This window comes from Enterobacter sp. CRENT-193, assembly GCF_002787395.1.
Taxonomy (GTDB): domain Bacteria; phylum Pseudomonadota; class Gammaproteobacteria; order Enterobacterales; family Enterobacteriaceae; genus Enterobacter; species Enterobacter hormaechei_C.
This window is the reverse complement of record NZ_CP024812.1, coordinates 754,984-773,263: the sequence shown is the minus strand read 5'-3', so window position 1 is coordinate 773,263 and position 18,280 is coordinate 754,984. Positions and strand designations below refer to the sequence as shown.

19 protein-coding genes and 2 pseudogenes are annotated in these 18,280 nt (G+C 47.3%); 10 read left to right on the top strand and 11 right to left on the bottom strand.

Annotated elements, in window-relative coordinates; genetic code table 11:
• Positions 1-16: 16 nt before the first annotated feature.
• The 3 genes from merF to merT are packed head-to-tail and all read right to left on the bottom strand — an operon-like array spanning position 17 to position 906.
• The gene (gene merF, locus CU081_RS03865) at positions 17-262 is read right to left on the bottom strand and encodes a mercury resistance system transport protein MerF (RefSeq protein WP_058647318.1); all 246 of its coding nucleotides are present in this window, start codon (positions 260-262) and stop codon (positions 17-19) included.
• 2 nt (positions 263-264) lie between these two features.
• Positions 265-540, bottom strand: coding sequence for a mercury resistance system periplasmic binding protein MerP (gene merP, locus CU081_RS03860; protein ID WP_000735441.1), 276 nt, complete (start codon positions 538-540; stop codon positions 265-267).
• Between the two features lie 15 nt (positions 541-555).
• On the bottom strand, positions 556-906 hold the full coding sequence (gene merT / locus CU081_RS03855) for a mercuric ion transporter MerT (RefSeq protein WP_001294667.1): 351 nt from the start codon (positions 904-906) through the stop codon (positions 556-558).
• 71 nt (positions 907-977) lie between these two features.
• Here merT and merR point away from each other — a divergent pair, with 71 nt between their 5' ends.
• The 4 genes from merR (at position 978) to CU081_RS03830 (ending at position 4,522) form a co-directional block, all read left to right on the top strand.
• A complete protein-coding gene (merR, locus tag CU081_RS03850) occupies positions 978-1,412 on the top strand; it encodes an Hg(II)-responsive transcriptional regulator (protein WP_000429838.1) in 435 nt (144 codons plus the stop codon).
• Between the two features lie 99 nt (positions 1,413-1,511).
• Complete coding sequence (locus CU081_RS03845; RefSeq protein ID WP_000427614.1) at positions 1,512-2,516, top strand: IS110-like element IS5075 family transposase; 1,005 nt, start codon at positions 1,512-1,514, stop codon at positions 2,514-2,516.
• 461 nt (positions 2,517-2,977) lie between these two features.
• Positions 2,978-4,225, top strand: coding sequence for a Y-family DNA polymerase (locus CU081_RS03835; protein WP_058647331.1), 1,248 nt, complete (start codon positions 2,978-2,980; stop codon positions 4,223-4,225).
• A gap of 9 nt (positions 4,226-4,234) precedes the next feature.
• The gene (locus CU081_RS03830) at positions 4,235-4,522 is read left to right on the top strand and encodes a hypothetical protein (protein ID WP_058647330.1); all 288 of its coding nucleotides are present in this window, start codon (positions 4,235-4,237) and stop codon (positions 4,520-4,522) included.
• A 410-nt stretch (positions 4,523-4,932) separates the two neighbouring features.
• Here the strand turns inward: CU081_RS03830 and dfrA1 are convergent, their stop codons facing one another.
• Positions 4,933-5,406, bottom strand: a complete 474-nt coding sequence (dfrA1, locus tag CU081_RS03825) for a trimethoprim-resistant dihydrofolate reductase DfrA1 (protein WP_000777554.1) — start codon at positions 5,404-5,406, stop codon at positions 4,933-4,935.
• Between the two features lie 363 nt (positions 5,407-5,769).
• Between dfrA1 and CU081_RS03820 the strand changes: the two genes are divergently transcribed.
• Complete coding sequence (locus CU081_RS03820; protein WP_058647329.1) at positions 5,770-6,732, top strand: integron integrase; 963 nt, start codon at positions 5,770-5,772, stop codon at positions 6,730-6,732.
• A gap of 446 nt (positions 6,733-7,178) precedes the next feature.
• Positions 7,179-7,244: pseudogene (locus CU081_RS26225) on the top strand (EAL domain-containing protein); the annotation flags it as partial.
• A 139-nt stretch (positions 7,245-7,383) separates the two neighbouring features.
• Here the strand turns inward: CU081_RS26225 and CU081_RS03800 are convergent.
• The 6 genes and pseudogenes from CU081_RS03800 to aadA1 form a co-directional block, all read right to left on the bottom strand.
• Positions 7,384-8,148, bottom strand: coding sequence for an IS6-like element IS6100 family transposase (locus CU081_RS03800; protein WP_001389365.1), 765 nt, complete (start codon positions 8,146-8,148; stop codon positions 7,384-7,386).
• Between the two features lie 117 nt (positions 8,149-8,265).
• A pseudogene (locus CU081_RS26220) lies at positions 8,266-8,334 on the bottom strand (EAL domain-containing protein); the annotation flags it as partial.
• Positions 8,335-8,654: 320 nt separating this feature from the next.
• Positions 8,655-9,155 carry a GNAT family N-acetyltransferase gene (locus tag CU081_RS03790; protein WP_000376623.1) on the bottom strand — a complete coding sequence of 167 codons (501 nt, stop codon included), beginning with the start codon at positions 9,153-9,155 and terminating at the stop codon, positions 8,655-8,657.
• A 127-nt stretch (positions 9,156-9,282) separates the two neighbouring features.
• The gene (sul1, locus tag CU081_RS03780) at positions 9,283-10,122 is read right to left on the bottom strand and encodes a sulfonamide-resistant dihydropteroate synthase Sul1 (RefSeq protein WP_000259031.1); all 840 of its coding nucleotides are present in this window, start codon (positions 10,120-10,122) and stop codon (positions 9,283-9,285) included.
• Positions 10,116-10,463: a quaternary ammonium compound efflux SMR transporter QacE delta 1 gene (locus CU081_RS03775; RefSeq protein ID WP_000679427.1), complete on the bottom strand. Its 348-nt coding sequence runs from the start codon at positions 10,461-10,463 to the stop codon at positions 10,116-10,118. The genes sul1 and CU081_RS03775 overlap by 7 nt, the downstream gene beginning before the upstream one ends.
• Before the next feature lie 163 nt (positions 10,464-10,626).
• Complete coding sequence (aadA1, locus tag CU081_RS03770; RefSeq protein ID WP_001209508.1) at positions 10,627-11,418, bottom strand: ANT(3'')-Ia family aminoglycoside nucleotidyltransferase AadA1; 792 nt, start codon at positions 11,416-11,418, stop codon at positions 10,627-10,629.
• Between the two features lie 145 nt (positions 11,419-11,563).
• Here aadA1 and intI1 point away from each other — a divergent pair, with 145 nt between their 5' ends.
• Both intI1 and CU081_RS03760 read left to right on the top strand, forming a co-directional pair.
• Positions 11,564-12,577, top strand: coding sequence for a class 1 integron integrase IntI1 (gene intI1, locus CU081_RS03765; protein WP_000845039.1), 1,014 nt, complete (start codon positions 11,564-11,566; stop codon positions 12,575-12,577).
• 205 nt (positions 12,578-12,782) lie between these two features.
• Positions 12,783-13,481, top strand: coding sequence for a BsuBI/PstI family type II restriction endonuclease (locus tag CU081_RS03760; protein WP_228123640.1), 699 nt, complete (start codon positions 12,783-12,785; stop codon positions 13,479-13,481).
• 571 nt (positions 13,482-14,052) lie between these two features.
• Here the strand turns inward: CU081_RS03760 and CU081_RS03750 are convergent.
• Positions 14,053-14,988, bottom strand: coding sequence for a hypothetical protein (locus CU081_RS03750; protein WP_000556384.1), 936 nt, complete (start codon positions 14,986-14,988; stop codon positions 14,053-14,055).
• Between the two features lie 1,196 nt (positions 14,989-16,184).
• Here CU081_RS03750 and CU081_RS03745 point away from each other — a divergent pair.
• Positions 16,185-17,057: an integrase domain-containing protein gene (locus CU081_RS03745; RefSeq protein ID WP_031951562.1), complete on the top strand. Its 873-nt coding sequence runs from the start codon at positions 16,185-16,187 to the stop codon at positions 17,055-17,057.
• A 652-nt stretch (positions 17,058-17,709) separates the two neighbouring features.
• The gene (locus tag CU081_RS26105) at positions 17,710-18,027 is read left to right on the top strand and encodes a hypothetical protein (protein ID WP_000273953.1); all 318 of its coding nucleotides are present in this window, start codon (positions 17,710-17,712) and stop codon (positions 18,025-18,027) included.
• The last annotated feature ends 253 nt before the right edge of the window (positions 18,028-18,280 follow it).

The window sequence follows — 18,280 nt, the reverse complement described above, 5'->3', positions numbered from 1 at the left end:
TTCACGGTGATTTCGGTCATTTTTTTACTCCATTGAATTTCGGGGTGCAGCAGGCATCGGCTTGGCGTTTTCGTTGGATGGCGTAGATGGTCAAGCCGATGAAAATCGCCAGCGCAGGCAGCAGCACATAGTCCAGATAGCCGGTCAGCGCGGACAAGCCGACCACACCGAGCAAAATGACCAGAACAGGGGTGAAGCAACACAGCGCCACGAGGGTTGTGCCAATGATGCTGACCCGCAGCAGTGTCTTCTGGTCTTTCATGATCAGTTCTTGACTGATGATGGGTAGCCCGCATCCTCGGTAGCCTTGGTCAGTTTCTGCACGCTGGTCTTGGCATCATCGAAGGTGACCACCGCTTCGCGCGTCTCGAAGGTCACGTCAACTTTACTGACGCCATCGACCTTGGAAATCGCCTTCTTGACAGTGATCGGACAGGCCGAGCAGGTCATGCCCGGTACGGACAGCGTAACGGTCTGGGTGGCGGCCCACACGGGGGCAACAACGGCAGCGAGGGCAAGGGCGGAAAGCAGCTTTTTCATGGTGAACTCCTGTGATCAATAGAAAAATGGCACGACGTAGGGAAATCCGAGCGCGACCAAAACCAGCACGGCCACGCCCCAGAAAATGAGCTTGTAAGTAGCTCGCACTTGGGGAATCGCGCAAACCTCACCCGGTTTGCAGGCGGCTGACGGCCGGTAGATGCGCCGCCAGGCGAAGAACAACGCCACCAGCGCCACGCCGATAAAGATGGGGCGATAGGGTTCCAACACCGTCAAGTTGCCGATCCAAGCGCCGCTGAACCCCAAGGCGATCAGAACCAGCGGCCCGAGGCAGCAAGCCGAGGCGAGGATGGCGGCCAGCCCGCCAGTGAAGAGCGCGCCGCGCCCGTTTTGAGGTTCAGACATATGTTTGTCCTTTCGAATCTGAATTGGATAGCTTAAGCTTACTTCCGTAGTTATGTACGGAGTCAAGCGATATGGAAAACAATTTGGAGAACCTGACCATTGGCGTTTTCGCTAGGACGGCCGGGGTCAATGTGGAGACCATCCGGTTCTATCAGCGCAAGGGCTTGCTCCCGGAACCGGACAAGCCTTACGGCAGCATTCGCCGCTATGGCGAGACGGATGTAACGCGGGTGCGCTTCGTGAAATCAGCCCAGCGGTTGGGCTTCAGCCTGGATGAGATCGCCGAGCTGCTGCGGCTGGAGGATGGCACCCATTGCGAGGAAGCCAGCAGCCTGGCCGAGCACAAGCTCAAGGACGTGCGCGAGAGGATGGCTGACCTGGCGCGCATGGAGGCCGTGCTGTCTGATTTGGTGTGCGCCTGCCATGCGCGGAAGGGGAACGTTTCCTGCCCGCTGATTGCGTCACTGCAAGGGAAGAAAGAACCGCGCAGTGCGGACGCGGTGTAGCCCGAGGGAACTACGCCTTAGCGTGCTTTATTTAATGAGATGGTCACTCCCTCCTTCCCAGTACTATGCTGAGGACAGGCTTTCATTCGGAGAACCATCATGGAAAACATTGCGCTTATTGGTATCGATCTGGGTAAGAACTCTTTCCATATTCATTGTCAGGATCATCGTGGGAAGGCCGTTTACCGTAAAAAATTCACCCGACCAAAGCTAATCGAATTTCTGGCGACATGCCCAGCAACAACCATCGCGATGGAAGCCTGTGGCGGTTCTCACTTTATGGCACGCAAGCTGGCAGAGTTAGGGCATTTTCCAAAGCTGATATCACCGCAATTTGTCCGCCCATTCGTTAAAAGCAACAAAAATGACTTCGTTGATGCTGAAGCTATCTGTGAAGCAGCATCACGTCCATCTATGCGTTTCGTGCAGCCCAGAACCGAATCTCAGCAGGCAATGCGAGCTCTGCATCGTGTCCGTGAATCCCTGGTTCAGGATAAGGTGAAAACAACTAATCAGATGCATGCTTTTCTGCTGGAATTTGGTATCAGCGTTCCGCGAGGTGCTGCCGTTATTAGTCGACTGAGTACCCTTCTTGAGGACAGTAGTTTGCCTCTTTATCTCAGCCAGTTACTGCTGAAATTACAACAGCATTATCACTATCTTGTTGAGCAGATTAAAGATCTGGAATCTCAGTTGAAACGAAAGTTGGACGAAGATGAGGTTGGACAGCGCTTGCTGAGTATTCCCTGCGTTGGAACGCTGACTGCCAGTACTATTTCAACTGAGATTGGCGACGGGAAGCAGTACGCCAGCAGCCGTGACTTTGCGGCGGCAACAGGGCTGGTACCCCGACAGTACAGCACGGGAGGTCGGACGACATTGTTAGGGATTAGCAAGCGGGGCAACAAAAAGATCCGAACTTTGTTGGTTCAGTGTGCCAGGGTATTCATACAAAAACTGGAACACCAGTCTGGCAAGTTGGCCGACTGGGTCAGGGAGTTGTTGTGTCGGAAAAGCAACTTTGTCGTCACCTGTGCTCTGGCAAACAAGCTGGCCAGAATAGCCTGGGCACTGACGGCGCGACAGCAAACTTACGAAGCATAAAGGCAGAAATACACCAGTTTAAACAATCATTCATCTGGTTTTGCGAATACTGATATTGATGATACAAACGGCCCACCGGCCTGTTGAGGAACCTGTAAAACGGAAAGGCTCGCTGAAGCCGTATATTTTCTGGAGGTTCATCAGGCGCGGAACTCATCGAGGCGCGGGAATAAAATCCCATTCAGACGCCGGATAGATTCAAGCAAGCCAACTTATCGTCAAAATCGGTGTTGCAAAAACGGGAGTGACCATAGATTCCGTTTTCTGAGGCGACTCCAACGTCAGAAAAGACCGTGCGGTCGACTTTTGATATTTCGTGCTGTCGCCTTCTGAAAGTGACACCTAATATCATCTGCGCCAGATCATAAACCTGTCAGCATATTAGATTGTGATGAATTTCAGTTAGAGGGGGTTGTTATATTTTCTGTACGATGCCATCGAAAGCCGGTTGAACTCCTATCATGTATGCTCTAGTCGATGCCGTTTCGTTCTACGCCTCCGCTGAAAAAGCCTATGATCCGAGTATTCGTCGTGCGCCAGTAGTTGTGTTAACGAATAATGATGGTTGTGTATGTGCAATATGCCCTATTGCACGAAAACTCAAAATTCCTAAATTTGAGGCGTATTTTAAGATCAAGGATTATTTATCACAGCACAATGTTGTTGTTCGCTCATCAAATTATGAGTTATACGCATCCTTGTCAGGTAAAATGATGAATATAATTGGCCGCTTTTGTGACGATCAATACATATATAGTATCGATGAAAGTTTTCTGAAATTTAAGCATATAGATAATGACTGGCAAGGGCTTGGTGAGCAAATTCGACTTGCTGTTTGGCGCGAAGCTAAATTGCCTGTTGGGGTTGGCTTTGGTGCGACACTCACTTTGGCTAAAGTAGCTAACCATGCTGCTAAAAAGTTGCAAGGCTTTAATGGCGTAGCTGTGATTGAAAATGAGGCTCAGGCTGAGCAAATTCTTAAACAAATGAAATTAAATGACGTTTGGGGTGTGGGATCAAGGTTATCTAAAAGATTAGAGCTAGTGGGTTTAAAAAATGCTTATGAGTTATCCCGGCAAGACCCTAAAAGCATGAGAAAATTCCACAATGTACTGCTGGAAAAAACGGTCAGAGAATTAAATTTTGAGGCTTGTTTAACTTGGGATGAAACCAGACAATTAAAAAAAGAAATATTTTCAACCCGATCTTTTGGTCAGAAAGTCACAGATATAAATGCACTATTATCCGCATTTAGTACACATGCAGATATAGTTGGAAGAAAATTGAGGAAACAAGGTTCAACGGTCAAAAAGCTACTAATATTTGCTCAAAATTCCCGGTTTGATACAGAATATAAAAATTGCTCAATAATTTATGATTTTCCTATTGCGACAGCTGACACTAGAGTTATCGCGTCAGCCGTAACTGAGATTATCCATAAATTATTTATACCGGGACTTAAATATGCTAAATGTGGGTTAGGTGCAATTGATCTTGGCTCTGCTGCTTATACTCAATTTGGGTTGTTTGATCCTGTAAAGGATAATTCTGAGTTGATGAAATGCTATGACCAGATAAATACCAGATTTGGCAGAGGTATTTTTTTAGCTAGTTCCGAAATAAGTAAAGATTGGAAAATGAGAAGATCTATGATGTCACCAAGATATACGACCCATTGGCCAGATATTCCTAAAATATATTGTGATTAAGGAAATTAAATGAACAATAAACATATTATCAGCTTGATTATTTTGGCTATATTTTCAAGTAGCGCTATTTCGAGTGAGTTTATTATATGTAATAAAGGGAAAATAGAGGTAGGTGATCATTATGATAAATTTATTCAATATTGTGGTCAGCCTAAAAATTTCAGTGGAGGGATGACGAAATTGGGTAAAAACGGTATCGTAATGTCGTTTAAAAAAATACAACAAAAATATGATGATGGCAGTAGTGCAAGCTATATTTTTTTAGATGATATACTTGCATTTATAACTTCTGAATAAATCTGAATTAAAGAAATGCACTGACAACAGAATCTAATCTTTTTGTTTTGTATGCCAAATAGACTTCTTGAAAACCATCATTCAAATAATTATCCCTGATAACTTAATATTCTTAAGGGTATTTGACTGTTTCGTCGATTCCATTTAAAACGTTTTATGTACAAAAAATGTCTGGTCATCAATATCAAAGATGAGCGAAGCAGACGGTCGGATAAAACACGTTTTTGCCCCAAAATGAGTTTAGTCGAGCGTCGAAAATGAGCGATAAGCGGAAACTCGCTCAAACACGTTTTTGGACAGAAACACGTTAGAGTATTTATTCGGTAACGCCTGGCACAGCGGATCGCAAACCTGGCGCGGCTTTTGGTACAAAAGGCGTGACAGGTTTGCGAATCCGTTGCTGCCACTTGTTAACCCTTTTGCCAGATTTGGTAACTATAATTTATGTTAGAGGCGAAGTCTTGGGTAAAAACTGGCCTAAAATTGCTGGGGATTTCAGGAAAGTAAACATCACCTTCCGGCTCGATGTCTATTGTAGATATATGTAGTGTATCTACTTGATCGATCAGGCTTTTGTATATCTCCCCACCACCTGAAACAATGACATGATCCGTTATTTTCTTTAGGTTGGTTAAAGCATCTTTAATTGATGGAAAGATCAATACGTTCTCATTGTCAGATGTAAAACTTGAACGTGTTACGACCGCATACTTTCGGTTGGGTAATGCTCCCATTGATTCAAAAGTCTTGCGTCCAACCAACAGCCATTGGTTATAGGTAATAGCTTTAAACAGGAGCTGTTCACCTTTGGCACTCCATGGAATATCAGGGCCATTCCCGATAACTCCATTCTTCGATATAGCTACCATTAGTGATAGTTTCACAATTCTTCCTCAGAGGTTAACAGCTTAATCATCAGAAGTGTGTATAGAACTTTTCAATATTGAGTCTAACAACATCATTCCAATAAGCTTTAAATTAATCATTTCATGAACTTAAGCCTAGATTAACTAAAATGCAACAATAATTTTAGGGCAGAAACCAAGCCAATCGTCAAAGCGAGCCTAATATAGGGTCGTTATGTAAACTTATTATTATAAAAATCAAATAAAATCAGACTGTTAATTTACATCATCTCCATGAAACCAATACCTTGTTAAAAACAAAGCGAGAAATAATTTGAGTTTTTGGCGTATCGTTATTATAACTGTATAAATAAACAGCAATCAAAGTTGAAGGATTTATTGATGGCTAAATCTCAATTTATCGAGTCAATGAGAACTGAGCTCAGAACCAAGCATTATAGTTATGCAACCGAAAAATCTTATTTGCACTGGGTTCGTACTTTTATTCGTTTTAACGATTATAAACATCCAAAGGATATGGGAAATTCAGAAATTGAGCGCTTTTTAAATCATCTTGCGGTCAATCGGCAAGTCAGTGCTGCGACTCAAAATCAAGCGCTTTGTGCAATCATATTTATGTACAGAAATGTGATTAAAAGAGAAATTAACGATCTTGCATATTCGTTTACCAAAAGACAAAAAACTATCCCAACAGTATTAAGTACCCAAGAAGCAATGTTAATTATTTCCAATTTGTCGGGTAAGTATCGAATCATAGCCAGTTTGTTATTTGGTGCTGGTTTAAGAATAAATGAGGCTCTAAAATTAAGAATTAAAGACATTGATTTTCACAATAAAAGTATTTTTATCTTCCGCGGTAAAGGGAATAAAGATCGCTGTACATTGTTGCCCGAAAATTTAATTGTCTTTTTACAGGCTCAAATTGAAAAAGCTAAACAGTTACATCAACAAGACATAAGAGATGGTTTTGGCCTTACCTCAATGCCTATCAGTTTGATCAAAAAATACAAGTCTGCGGCCAAAGATACTGCTTGGCAATATATCTTCCCATCAAGTGTTCGCTGCGCACATCCACAAGACGGCTATATTTGTCGTCATCATATTCACGAAACTGCATTTCGAAAACAACTCAGACTCGCAGTCAAGAATTCGGGAATACATAAACGGGTAACGGCTCATACTTTTAGACATTCATTTGCAACTGAGCTACTGCGTTCTGGCGCTGACATTAGGACGGTTCAAGAACTACTTGGTCACAATGATGTAAAAACAACTGAGATTTACACGCATGTCATTGGCTCTAAATTTGGCTATGCTCGCAGTCCGCTTGATCTGGCGTACTGAAGTCTTAAATCTTCTAATAGTAAATCCGTTGTCTGTTTTTAGTCTGAGAGCCAACGTTCAATAAAAAGCGAACTAAGATCTGTTATTCGCTCATTTTTGAAATTGATGACCAGATATTTTTTGTACATAAAACATTTTAAATGGAATCTACGAAACATTCAAAATACGAAATTAATACATATAAAAAAGATTAATATCATAATGTTAAGGCTAGTATTAAATCCAAATCCGGTAACTCCGCCTTTTTGCCCTTTGTGTACAATACTTGTTCCATTTGGAGAGGTGTGCTTCACACCTCTTAACGAAGTTTTATATAGTGAAAAAATATTTGCACTTTTTACTGTAAAACTAAGGTATAGCCTAGTTTTACATTTCGTAAATATCATTAAAGTGTAAATTTAGAGTCTATTTTTTGATTTATTGACAGTTGTAAATAAAAGTCTAGTGTCATTTTCAGAAGACGACTGCACCAGTTGATTGGGCGTAATGGCTGTTGTGCAGCCAGCTCCTGACAGTTCAATATCAGAAGTGATCTGCACCAATCTCGACTATGCTCAATACTCGTGTGCACCAAAGCGAGGTGAGCATGGCGACGGAGGCTCTGTTGCAAAGATTGGCGGCAGTCAGAGGTAGGCTGTCGCTCTGCGCCGATCAGGCGGCTGCTGCGAAATGGTGGTTGAGCATGCCCATGGCCTCCGTCAGCGCCGAGGGCCCAATGCCAAAAGCTCTCTCCACAAGGCGCACCTCGCCCCTGATGCCGGGCTGCAGGCACCAGGGGCGAGCCTGTCCTTTGCGCAGGGCTCGCATGACTTCGAATCCCTTGATCGTGGCATAGGCCGTGGGGATCGATTTGAAACCGCGCACCGGCTTGATCAGTATCTTGAGCTTTCCGTGATCGGCCTCGATCACGTTATTGAGATACTTCACCTGCCGGTGGGCCGTCTCCCGGTCCAGCTTTCCTTCGCGCTTCAATTCGGTGATCGCTGCACCATAGCTCGGCGCTTTGTCGGTATTGAGCGTGGCAGGCTTTTCCCAGTGCTTCAGGCCTCGCAGGGCCTTGCCCAGGAACCGCTTCGCTGCCTTGGCGCTGCGGGTCGGCGACAGGTAGAAATCGATCGTGTCGCCCCGCTTGTCGACTGCCCGGTACAGGTAGGTCCACTTGCCCCGCACCTTGACGTAGGTTTCATCCAGGCGCCAGCTCGGATCAAAGCCACGCCGCCAGAACCAGCGCAGCCGCTTCTCCATCTCCGGGGCGTAGCACTGGACCCAGCGATAGATCGTCGTATGGTCGACCGAAATGCCGCGTTCCGCCAGCATTTCCTCAAGGTCGCGATAGCTGATCGGATAGCGACAATACCAGCGCACCGCCCACAGGATCACATCACCCTGGAAATGGCGCCACTTGAAATCCGTCATCGTTCCGTCCGTCCAATCTCCGCCAAGCATGCTCAAGCTTCACGATTTTTGCAACAGAGCCCACACGAGTATTGAGCATAGTCGAGATTGGTGCAGATCACTTCTGATATTGAACTGTCAGGAGCTGGCTGCACAACAGCCATTACGCCCAATCAACTGGTGCAGTCGTCTTCTGAAAATGACATTTGGTATCTCTCATAAACGGATGTTTTTGAGAGAACTATCTTCGGCCTTCACACGCACGAAAGGCGGCGAAGCTCCGCCGTTAATCCGTCCGCCGGAGATCTCGCCCAGGCAGGCTGAAGGCCGAGCAAGCCTGACAGGCCCGAAAAGCCCGGCACGGGCGTCGGCGGCGATGACGGCGGCGGCATTATCCAGGGTTGATGATGGAAGTGGAGGATATCGACAACCTCTCGCGCAACCAAGACATCGCGGTCGGACTGCAAGTGATCTTGAAGCCACGGGCCCGTCCCACCCCGACATGGACCTCGATGCCCGAACGGACGTTAGATTTCGAGTTCTAGGCGTTCTGCGATGAAGGTTGGATCCCAGCCGGGATTGAAAGTGTCGACGTGGGTGAATCCGAGCCGCTCGTATAGGCCACGCAGGTTCGGGTGGCAGTCGAGCCGCAGCTTGGCGCACCCCTGCGTTCGCGCGGCATGGCGGCAAGCCTCGATCAGCGCGGAGCTGACACCCCGGCCCGCATGTGTCCGTCGCACCGCGAGCTTGTGCAGATATGCGGCCTCCCCCTTGAGGGCGTCGGGCCAGAACTCGGGATCCTCGGCCGACAAGGTGCAACAGCCGACGATGCCGTCGCTGCAACTCGCGACTAGGAGCTCGGATCTCAGGACGAAGGTCTCCGCGAATGTCCGGTCGATCCGCGCGACGTCCCAGGCGGGCGTTCCCTTGGCGGACATCCACGCCGCAGCGTCGTGCATCAGCCGCACAACCTCGTCGATATCACCCGAGCAGGCGACCCGAACGTTCGGAGGCTCCTCGCTGTCCATTCGCTCCCCTGGCGCGGTATGAACCGCCGCCTCATAGTGCAGTTTGATCCTGACGAGCCCAGCATGTCTGCGCCCACCTTCGCGGAACCTGACCAGGGTCCGCTAGCGGGCGGCCGGAAGGTGAATGCTAGGCATGATCTAACCCTCGGTCTCTGGCGTCGCGACTGCGAAATTTCGCGAGGGTTTCCGAGAAGGTGATTGCGCTTCGCAGATCTCCAGGCGCGTGGGTGCGGACGTAGTCAGCGCCATTGCCGATCGCGTGAAGTTCCGCCGCAAGGCTCGCTGGACCCAGATCCTTTACAGGAAGGCCAACGGTGGCGCCCAAGAAGGATTTCCGCGACACCGAGACCAATAGCGGAAGCCCCAACGCCGACTTCAGCTTTTGAAGGTTCGACAGCACGTGCAGCGATGTTTCCGGTGCGGGGCTCAAGAAAAATCCCATCCCCGGATCGAGGATGAGCCGGTCGGCAGCGACCCCGCTCCGTCGCAAGGCGGAAACCCGCGCCTCGAAGAACCGCACAATCTCGTCGAGCGCGTCTTCGGGTCGAAGGTGACCGGTGCGGGTGGCGATGCCATCCCGCTGCGCTGAGTGCATAACCACCAGCCTGCAGTCCGCCTCAGCAATATCGGGATAGAGCGCAGGGTCAGGAAATCCTTGGATATCGTTCAGGTAGCCCACGCCGCGCTTGAGCGCATAGCGCTGGGTTTCCGGTTGGAAGCTGTCGATTGAAACACGGTGCATCTGATCGGACAGGGCGTCTAAGAGCGGCGCAATACGTCTGATCTCATCGGCCGGCGATACAGGCCTCGCGTCCGGATGGCTGGCGGCCGGTCCGACATCCACGACGTCTGATCCGACTCGCAGCATTTCGATCGCCGCGGTGACAGCGCCGGCGGGGTCTAGCCGCCGGCTCTCATCGAAGAAGGAGTCCTCGGTGAGATTCAGAATGCCGAACACCGTCACCATGGCGTCGGCCTCCGCAGCGACTTCCACGATGGGGATCGGGCGAGCAAAAAGGCAGCAATTATGAGCCCCATACCTACAAAGCCCCACGCATCAAGCTTTTGCCCATGAAGCAACCAGGCAATGGCTGTAATTATGACGACGCCGAGTCCCGACCAGACTGCATAAGCAACACCGACAGGGATGGATTTCAGAACCAGAGAAAGAAAATAAAATGCGATGCCATAACCGATTATGACAACGGCGGAAGGGGCAAGCTTAGTAAAGCCCTCGCTAGATTTTAATGCGGATGTTGCGATTACTTCGCCAACTATTGCGATAACAAGAAAAAGCCAGCCTTTCATGATATATCTCCCAATTTGTGTAGGGCTTATTATGCACGCTTAAAAATAATAAAAGCAGACTTGACCTGATAGTTTGGCTGTGAGCAATTATGTGCTTAGTGCATCTAACGCTTGAGTTAAGCCGCGCCGCGAAGCGGCGTCGGCTTGAACGAATTGTTAGACATTATTTGCCGACTACCTTGGTGATCTCGCCTTTCACGTAGTGAACAAATTCTTCCAACTGATCTGCGCGCGAGGCCAAGCGATCTTCTTCTTGTCCAAGATAAGCCTGTCTAGCTTCAAGTATGACGGGCTGATACTGGGCCGGCAGGCGCTCCATTGCCCAGTCGGCAGCGACATCCTTCGGCGCGATTTTGCCGGTTACTGCGCTGTACCAAATGCGGGACAACGTAAGCACTACATTTCGCTCATCGCCAGCCCAGTCGGGCGGCGAGTTCCATAGCGTTAAGGTTTCATTTAGCGCCTCAAATAGATCCTGTTCAGGAACCGGATCAAAGAGTTCCTCCGCCGCTGGACCTACCAAGGCAACGCTATGTTCTCTTGCTTTTGTCAGCAAGATAGCCAGATCAATGTCGATCGTGGCTGGCTCGAAGATACCTGCAAGAATGTCATTGCGCTGCCATTCTCCAAATTGCAGTTCGCGCTTAGCTGGATAACGCCACGGAATGATGTCGTCGTGCACAACAATGGTGACTTCTACAGCGCGGAGAATCTCGCTCTCTCCAGGGGAAGCCGAAGTTTCCAAAAGGTCGTTGATCAAAGCTCGCCGCGTTGTTTCATCAAGCCTTACGGTCACCGTAACCAGCAAATCAATATCACTGTGTGGCTTCAGGCCGCCATCCACTGCGGAGCCGTACAAATGTACGGCCAGCAACGTCGGTTCGAGATGGCGCTCGATGACGCCAACTACCTCTGATAGTTGAGTCGATACTTCGGCGATCACCACTTCCCTCATGATGTTTAACTTTGTTTTAGGGCGACTGCCCTGCTGCGTAACATCGTTGCTGCTCCATAACATCAAACATCGACCCACGGCGTAACGCGCTTGCTGCTTGGATGCCCGAGGCATAGACTGTACAAAAAAACAGTCATAACAAGCCATGAAAACCGCCACTGCGCCGTTACCACCGCTGCGTTCGGTCAAGGTTCTGGACCAGTTGCGTGAGCGCATACGCTACTTGCATTACAGCTTACCAACCGAACAGGCTTATGTCCACTGGGTTCGTGCCTTCATCCGTTTCCACGGTGTGCGTCACCCGGCAACCTTGGGCAGCAGCGAAGTCGAGGCATTTCTGTCCTGGCTGGCGAACGAGCGCAAGGTTTCGGTCTCCACGCATCGTCAGGCATTGGCGGCCTTGCTGTTCTTCTACGGCAAGGTGCTGTGCACGGATCTGCCCTGGCTTCAGGAGATCGGAAGACCTCGGCCGTCGCGGCGCTTGCCGGTGGTGCTGACCCCGGATGAAGTGGTTCGCATCCTCGGTTTTCTGGAAGGCGAGCATCGTTTGTTCGCCCAGCTTCTGTATGGAACGGGCATGCGGATCAGTGAGGGTTTGCAACTGCGGGTCAAGGATCTGGATTTCGATCACGGCACGATCATCGTGCGGGAGGGCAAGGGCTCCAAGGATCGGGCCTTGATGTTACCCGAGAGCTTGGCACCCAGCCTGCGCGAGCAGCTGTCGCGTGCACGGGCATGGTGGCTGAAGGACCAGGCCGAGGGCCGCAGCGGCGTTGCGCTTCCCGACGCCCTTGAGCGGAAGTATCCGCGCGCCGGGCATTCCTGGCCGTGGTTCTGGGTTTTTGCGCAGCACACGCATTCGACCGATCCACGGAGCGGTGTCGTGCGTCGCCATCACATGTATGACCAGACCTTTCAGCGCGCCTTCAAACGTGCCGTAGAACAAGCAGGCATCACGAAGCCCGCCACACCGCACACCCTCCGCCACTCGTTCGCGACGGCCTTGCTCCGCAGCGGTTACGACATTCGAACCGTGCAGGATCTGCTCGGCCATTCCGACGTCTCTACGACGATGATTTACACGCATGTGCTGAAAGTTGGCGGTGCCGGAGTGCGCTCACCGCTTGATGCGCTGCCGCCCCTCACTAGTGAGAGGTAGGGCAGCGCAAGTCAATCCTGGCGGATTCACTACCCCTGCGCGAAGGCCATCGGTGCCGCATCGAACGGCCGGTTGCGGAAAGTCCTCCCTGCGTCCGCTGATGGCCGGCAGCAGCCCGTCGTTGCCTGATGGATCCAACCCCTCCGCTGCTATAGTGCAGTCGGCTTCTGACGTTCAGTGCAGCCGTCTTCTGAAAACGACACCCGTGACAACTCCTCTTCCTAAATACGCAATGTCAAAAGCATTTGCAGCTCTGTTCAATGTAGATTTAATTGGGGATGATTTAGAGGCTTTAATTCGTAGCTGGCAGAACTCTCATCTTAATGCTGCCGCTTTAAGTCGAATTCGATTACTTGGTGCGCATGCCACTGCCGCAGCATCAGATCAGATAACCGCGACATTACCTAATTCTGGGTTAGTAATGCTTGAGTCTGGTCCGTCAGGCGTAATAGGTAAGGCGGTGATCGAACAATTCGCTCGGAAGTTTTTAAAGACGCCAGCCGTATTATGGTTGTCTCAGTCAGGGGAAAAGGTTGGTATTGATCTTGCGAGTAGGTTAAAGCTCAAAATTGACCCTTCAAAAACGTTACCTGACGTTATTTTAGTTGATCTTGGGACCAAGACTGACGGTAGTGACATGTTATTTGTTTTTATTGAAATTGTTGCTTCAGATGGTCCAATTAACTCTATGCGTAAACAGAAGCTAACTGAGATAGCTATTGAAGCTGGCTTCTCTGCCCAGAATCTTGCTTTTGTAACTGCATTTCAAGATCGTTCAGCCGCTCCATTCAAAAAAGCAATGTCAGAACTCGCGTGGGGAACTTATGCGTGGTTTTGTTCTGAGCCAGATAATTTAATTGAGCTAAGAGATGGCAGTTCTATAATCTTGTCAGAGCTTTTATGATTTTTAATACAGAACAGTATAATACCTCTATACTGTTCTTAGTTATCTAATATAATACTGAATCTTTTTAATATCATTAGAAATGTTATCATTGTAGAAATAAATAATGAATAGCAAAAAAATGAACATGTAATAAAAAAGTAGTAACTAAACCCAGTGTTGATTTTCGAATCGTAGAAGGAAATTACTGCTGAAAGTATTACAATTAGTATTGATGTAAGGATTGCATAGCAAATGTTGTGACATAATTCTTTGTAAAGATTTATGTGCTTCAAGTAAGAGGTTATTTTATCTGCGATAGTCTCATTATCTTTTTTATCTATGAGCTTACTCTTTTGATCATAAACCATTACGACAGCACTCATTAATAATGCTGTTGTTATAGCTCCGAAATTAACCATTATGCCAACTACTGAGCTCGGCATTACTTTGAATAAAAAGCATATTGTTCCAGAAGCTATGATTGGGAATATAAGATGAAAGAAAATATCTGATTTAGATAAACTATCTGAATCTTCATTTTTAAAACTGGAGATGTGATTCTTTATCAAGAAAAATATATTTATTTTATTCATATACAATATCCTTTGCCGTATATTTCACAAATATAATCATTTATCTCTTCTTTTACACAGTTATGTAGGTCGGCTTGATTAGGTTCGTTGGTTATTGGATTTATATTCAGACTTGCATCATCCAACGTTACAGATACGCCTTTTGCTATTATATTTCTTAAATCATAAATTTTATTTTTTCCATTCACCTGTGCTGTTATTTTTATTTTATCACTATTTGGCTCTAAAATATCTATTAACTTATTTTGTGAAGGAGATTTTCCGAGATAATCATTGATATAGCCCATTGAATAACCTTTGTTTTTTATTACAAAGTCGGCGGTCATTCTGTCACCAATTAATCGCATGGCATCTGCGGTGTCTTTACTTGTTTTATAGCCAATAGCTTTTATTTCTATTACAGGGGAGTCTTTAATAGTTTGAGGTATATCTTTGTGTAGTAATGGTAGTATTCTCGCTTCCAATGAAGGATTGTGCGCTTTAAACCCAAGTTCTACTGTGCTTTTTATTGGAGTTCTTGCATTTAATCGAGATGTTTCATGGAATGCAAAAATTCCAGTATCTAAGCTATCCGGTAGATAGATAAAAATATATCTTTTTTTCTCAGTGACTTCATCATGAGTTACTTTTTTATGATTTGTTGATGATAGAGTCTTCTGTCTAACAGTGTAGTTTTCTCCATAACGGCCCGCATTTACATAGCCATATATAATTCTTTTTGAATCATCAAAAGTTAAGTTTCCTGTTGGTATAGATACAATTAGTTTTGAATCTTGATCTTCCAGAGGGATGTTAACTTTGCTTTGGAGTATTTTTTTTGTAATTTCATAGGCGCTCAGTTTGTTATCACCATTTAACTCTCCAAGCTTGTATGATTTTCTTGATCTTTGCTTAGTTAAAACTCTGAATGATGACATGTGTACTGAGTGCATTATTATACCTTTTATTACTGATTCTCATTACTGTTTGTGAGTTGTGTGTTAAATATTTTTCGCACCTATAACTTAGGTTGGTGCTTGTAACTTCGATACTTCAGTTGGCGGTTGATTGTTTAAATTAGATTGATCTAAATAACCAAAACGCCACCGAAAAGCAGCTTGCTGATAAAAAATGTTGAGCTTTACATTCATAAGCAATCGAAAAACAATCTAAAAGCCACTTCTCAAGCAAACTTCATGGTTACTATATCTGTACTGCATCAAAAAGCCATCCAAAAACGACCTAAAGGTTATCAAATTACGATGTTATGCTCGACTTGACTACTGTATCCATTTGATTAGTATATAAAGTGTTTTTGGTAGCTGGCCTTCAAACAGCATTCTGCAAAACTAAGGCGATTGCCTTCATTTCTTAACCCTCAGGGGGACTGTCCCCTATGGGCATTCCTCCATCTGTAACAATCTCCCCGGAGGAAGACTCGATGTTTATCATCTTTATACTTGCAGCGTTATGCTGCTGCCTGTGCTTGTGTATTGCACAAGTTAAAAGGCTTCCATACCGCGATTTTGCTCAAAGCAATATCGTGTCCTTGGTACTCGATTCCGAGCTGCCAAACCAAAGAGGACCACCCTCAAAATCAGGACGAGTGTTGGAATACCCAACTTGCTCGATGCTCCACCCCGTCTCTGTCGCCGTAGGCGTAAACAGAGACGGGGGTAGAGCCCCCGACGGAAGCCTTGAGCCTCAAGGGCTCTAGGCTTTCGCACCGCGCACGAATGTGCGCGAATTATACCGCCTTCGGCGGTTGGCGCGCTTCGCGCTTTCCTTTCCAAAGAATGACACGACAGTACCAGCCGGATCTGCTGGCAGTTTGTTCCGTCGGAACAGACCAGCCAATGGAATGAGCAGTTCGCTCCATAGCAGTACAGTTCGTAATTAATGACCGTGGACATCGGGTTTAACTGTCCTGTGTTTGGGCAAGATCCCAACGTTGGCCTTAGCATGCAGAGCTAATTAAAAAACTGCGTTTCACTTACCACTGGATACGGACGGGCCAACAAAATAACAATTTTGATTAACAGAGTTAGGGGGAACAATGCGTTCAGAGCGGACTAATCCGGATTCACGGAATTTTGGCCTTCGTAGCCGAGATATAAACAAGGCTGCCCTGAACGCTCTCAAGGAGGGGATGAAGAGTTTTCAGTCCATAGCCACTATTCATGACCGATGGAGCGTTTTTAGCGCTTGGATTAAGTCCGAACAGGGCATAAAGGACATGCGGGATATAGAAAAGGCTCATTTGGTCGCTTATGCGGCGCACCTTAATGATCGCTACGAGCGGGGAGAAATTGCGCCATCCACGGCGCAGAACTACCTGAGCGCAGTGAATCGGGTGATGGAGATTGCGCGTGGCGACCGACAGGTACGTGTAGATCCTGTCTCCGAGGGGGGACTTCCAAAGCGCTCAGGTATCGCCACTGGCGACCGAAGTGTTTCGGAAGCTTCCCATAATGCCGCAATGGGGGCAGCCTCCGAGCGCCTTGGGGCTTTGCTGGAACTACAGCGTAATTTCGGTCTGCGGTTCGAGGAATCGGCCAAGCTGGATGCAGCCAGAGCACTAAGAGAGGCCGAGAAAACTGGCTCCGTGAGCATAAAAGATGGCACCAAGGGTGGCCGGGCGCGCACTGTTCCGATCACCAGTGATGCTCAAATTACGGCACTCCAGCGAGCCGCCGCCATACAGGATGGCCGCAGCATGATCCCCGCCGAGAAGAATTATCGTGAGTTTCGGCAAGAAGCCTACCGGGAGATCGGCCGCCATCCGGTGAACTTCCACGGCGAACGGCACCACTACGCTCAAACGCGCTACAAAACTTTGATGCGTGCTGATTGCCCGGTAAAAGCAGGTGTTAAACATGGGCGAGAGCACTATGAATATTTAGCCAAAGAACTTGGAGTATCAATAGCTCACGCCAAAATGCTGGACAAAGAAATCAGAACTGAAGTGGCTTTGGAATTGGGTCACGGTCGCATCGATGTGACAAATAGTTATTTGGGGTAATTGATGGAAAAATGGGTAAGAGAAAGAAGCCATGTTTATGTGCGGCACGGAGGGAAGACTGCTCGGCGAGCGATGGTAAAAAGGCTAATTGCGGCTTTAAATGATATCGCTGCCAATGAAAAAGGGGTCAACGCACCATCACAAATCGGAAGAGCTCATATCCATCGGTATTACACTAGGCATCAAGGATTGAGTTCCACGACATTACGGGATCATTTTTATGCGTTCCGACTCTTGTGGGAATTACTTAACCGTCCTGGAGAACCTCCACGCCCAAAAAACACCGGCTCTGCTGATTAAAAGCCATCTATGCCTATGTCATATTCCTTAATCAGACCTTCCGTTCGCCGCATTACCGTTTGTAATTACCGTATTATCATAATTATCGTAATTACGATAAAAAGCAGGTGGAATGGGGGCTTCTGCATAATAAAAATAGTTCCTGCATTGTTTAATTGTGCCCAAAAAGGGCCAATACAGCGCGTGTCGATTCAGAACTGAGCTGTTAAATTTGAATTAACTTCAGCCCCGTGCTGAGTATGTGCGATAGCTGGTCGCCAAAAACAAACAGCATTTTATCAATTTATCCCGCAACCGGGGTTCACCGGTTCTGCGGTGTAACCCCTTCAATTCCATCTAATTGGAGGTGTTTATGTACTTTTCTACGTTCGTTTTGATCATGATTGTTACCGTGGGCGTCATTGCTTTCGGGGCTAACATTGTCGCCAAATTACTAAATAAGGCTTCGATTCTTGCATATCGATCATTGAGAAAAACGCGGCCCGTACGGGTCGTCAGTCCATTGGTAATTAATAGCAGTTCATTGTGTGGTGAATGGTTGAAAGCTGCCTCCGGTAGCAATCAACCTGGTGTCTCCGATGCTGTCGAATGCGCTCCGCTTGAGGGTGAGCTGGTTGCAGAACGCGCTGTAATAGGTTCCACCAGGAAATTATTGTCAGCTCAAAGTTGAGGGAGATTTAATGTATCGACTGATTCTAGTAAACAAAAAAAAGCGAACGCGAGAGTATCAGCCTTCTGATGCTGGTTATAGGGCAGCTCTCAAAGCCACGCGCAAGTTTTTGGAACAAAATCCCCAGGGAAATGCGGTGCTTTACGGGCATGGTGTTTGTGAGTCCTTCACTATACGCAACATGCCTGAAGCCTAATCCCTAATTAAATAACCCAACCGGGTACTTTGCCCGGTTGGGCTAAGTCCCGGCTAT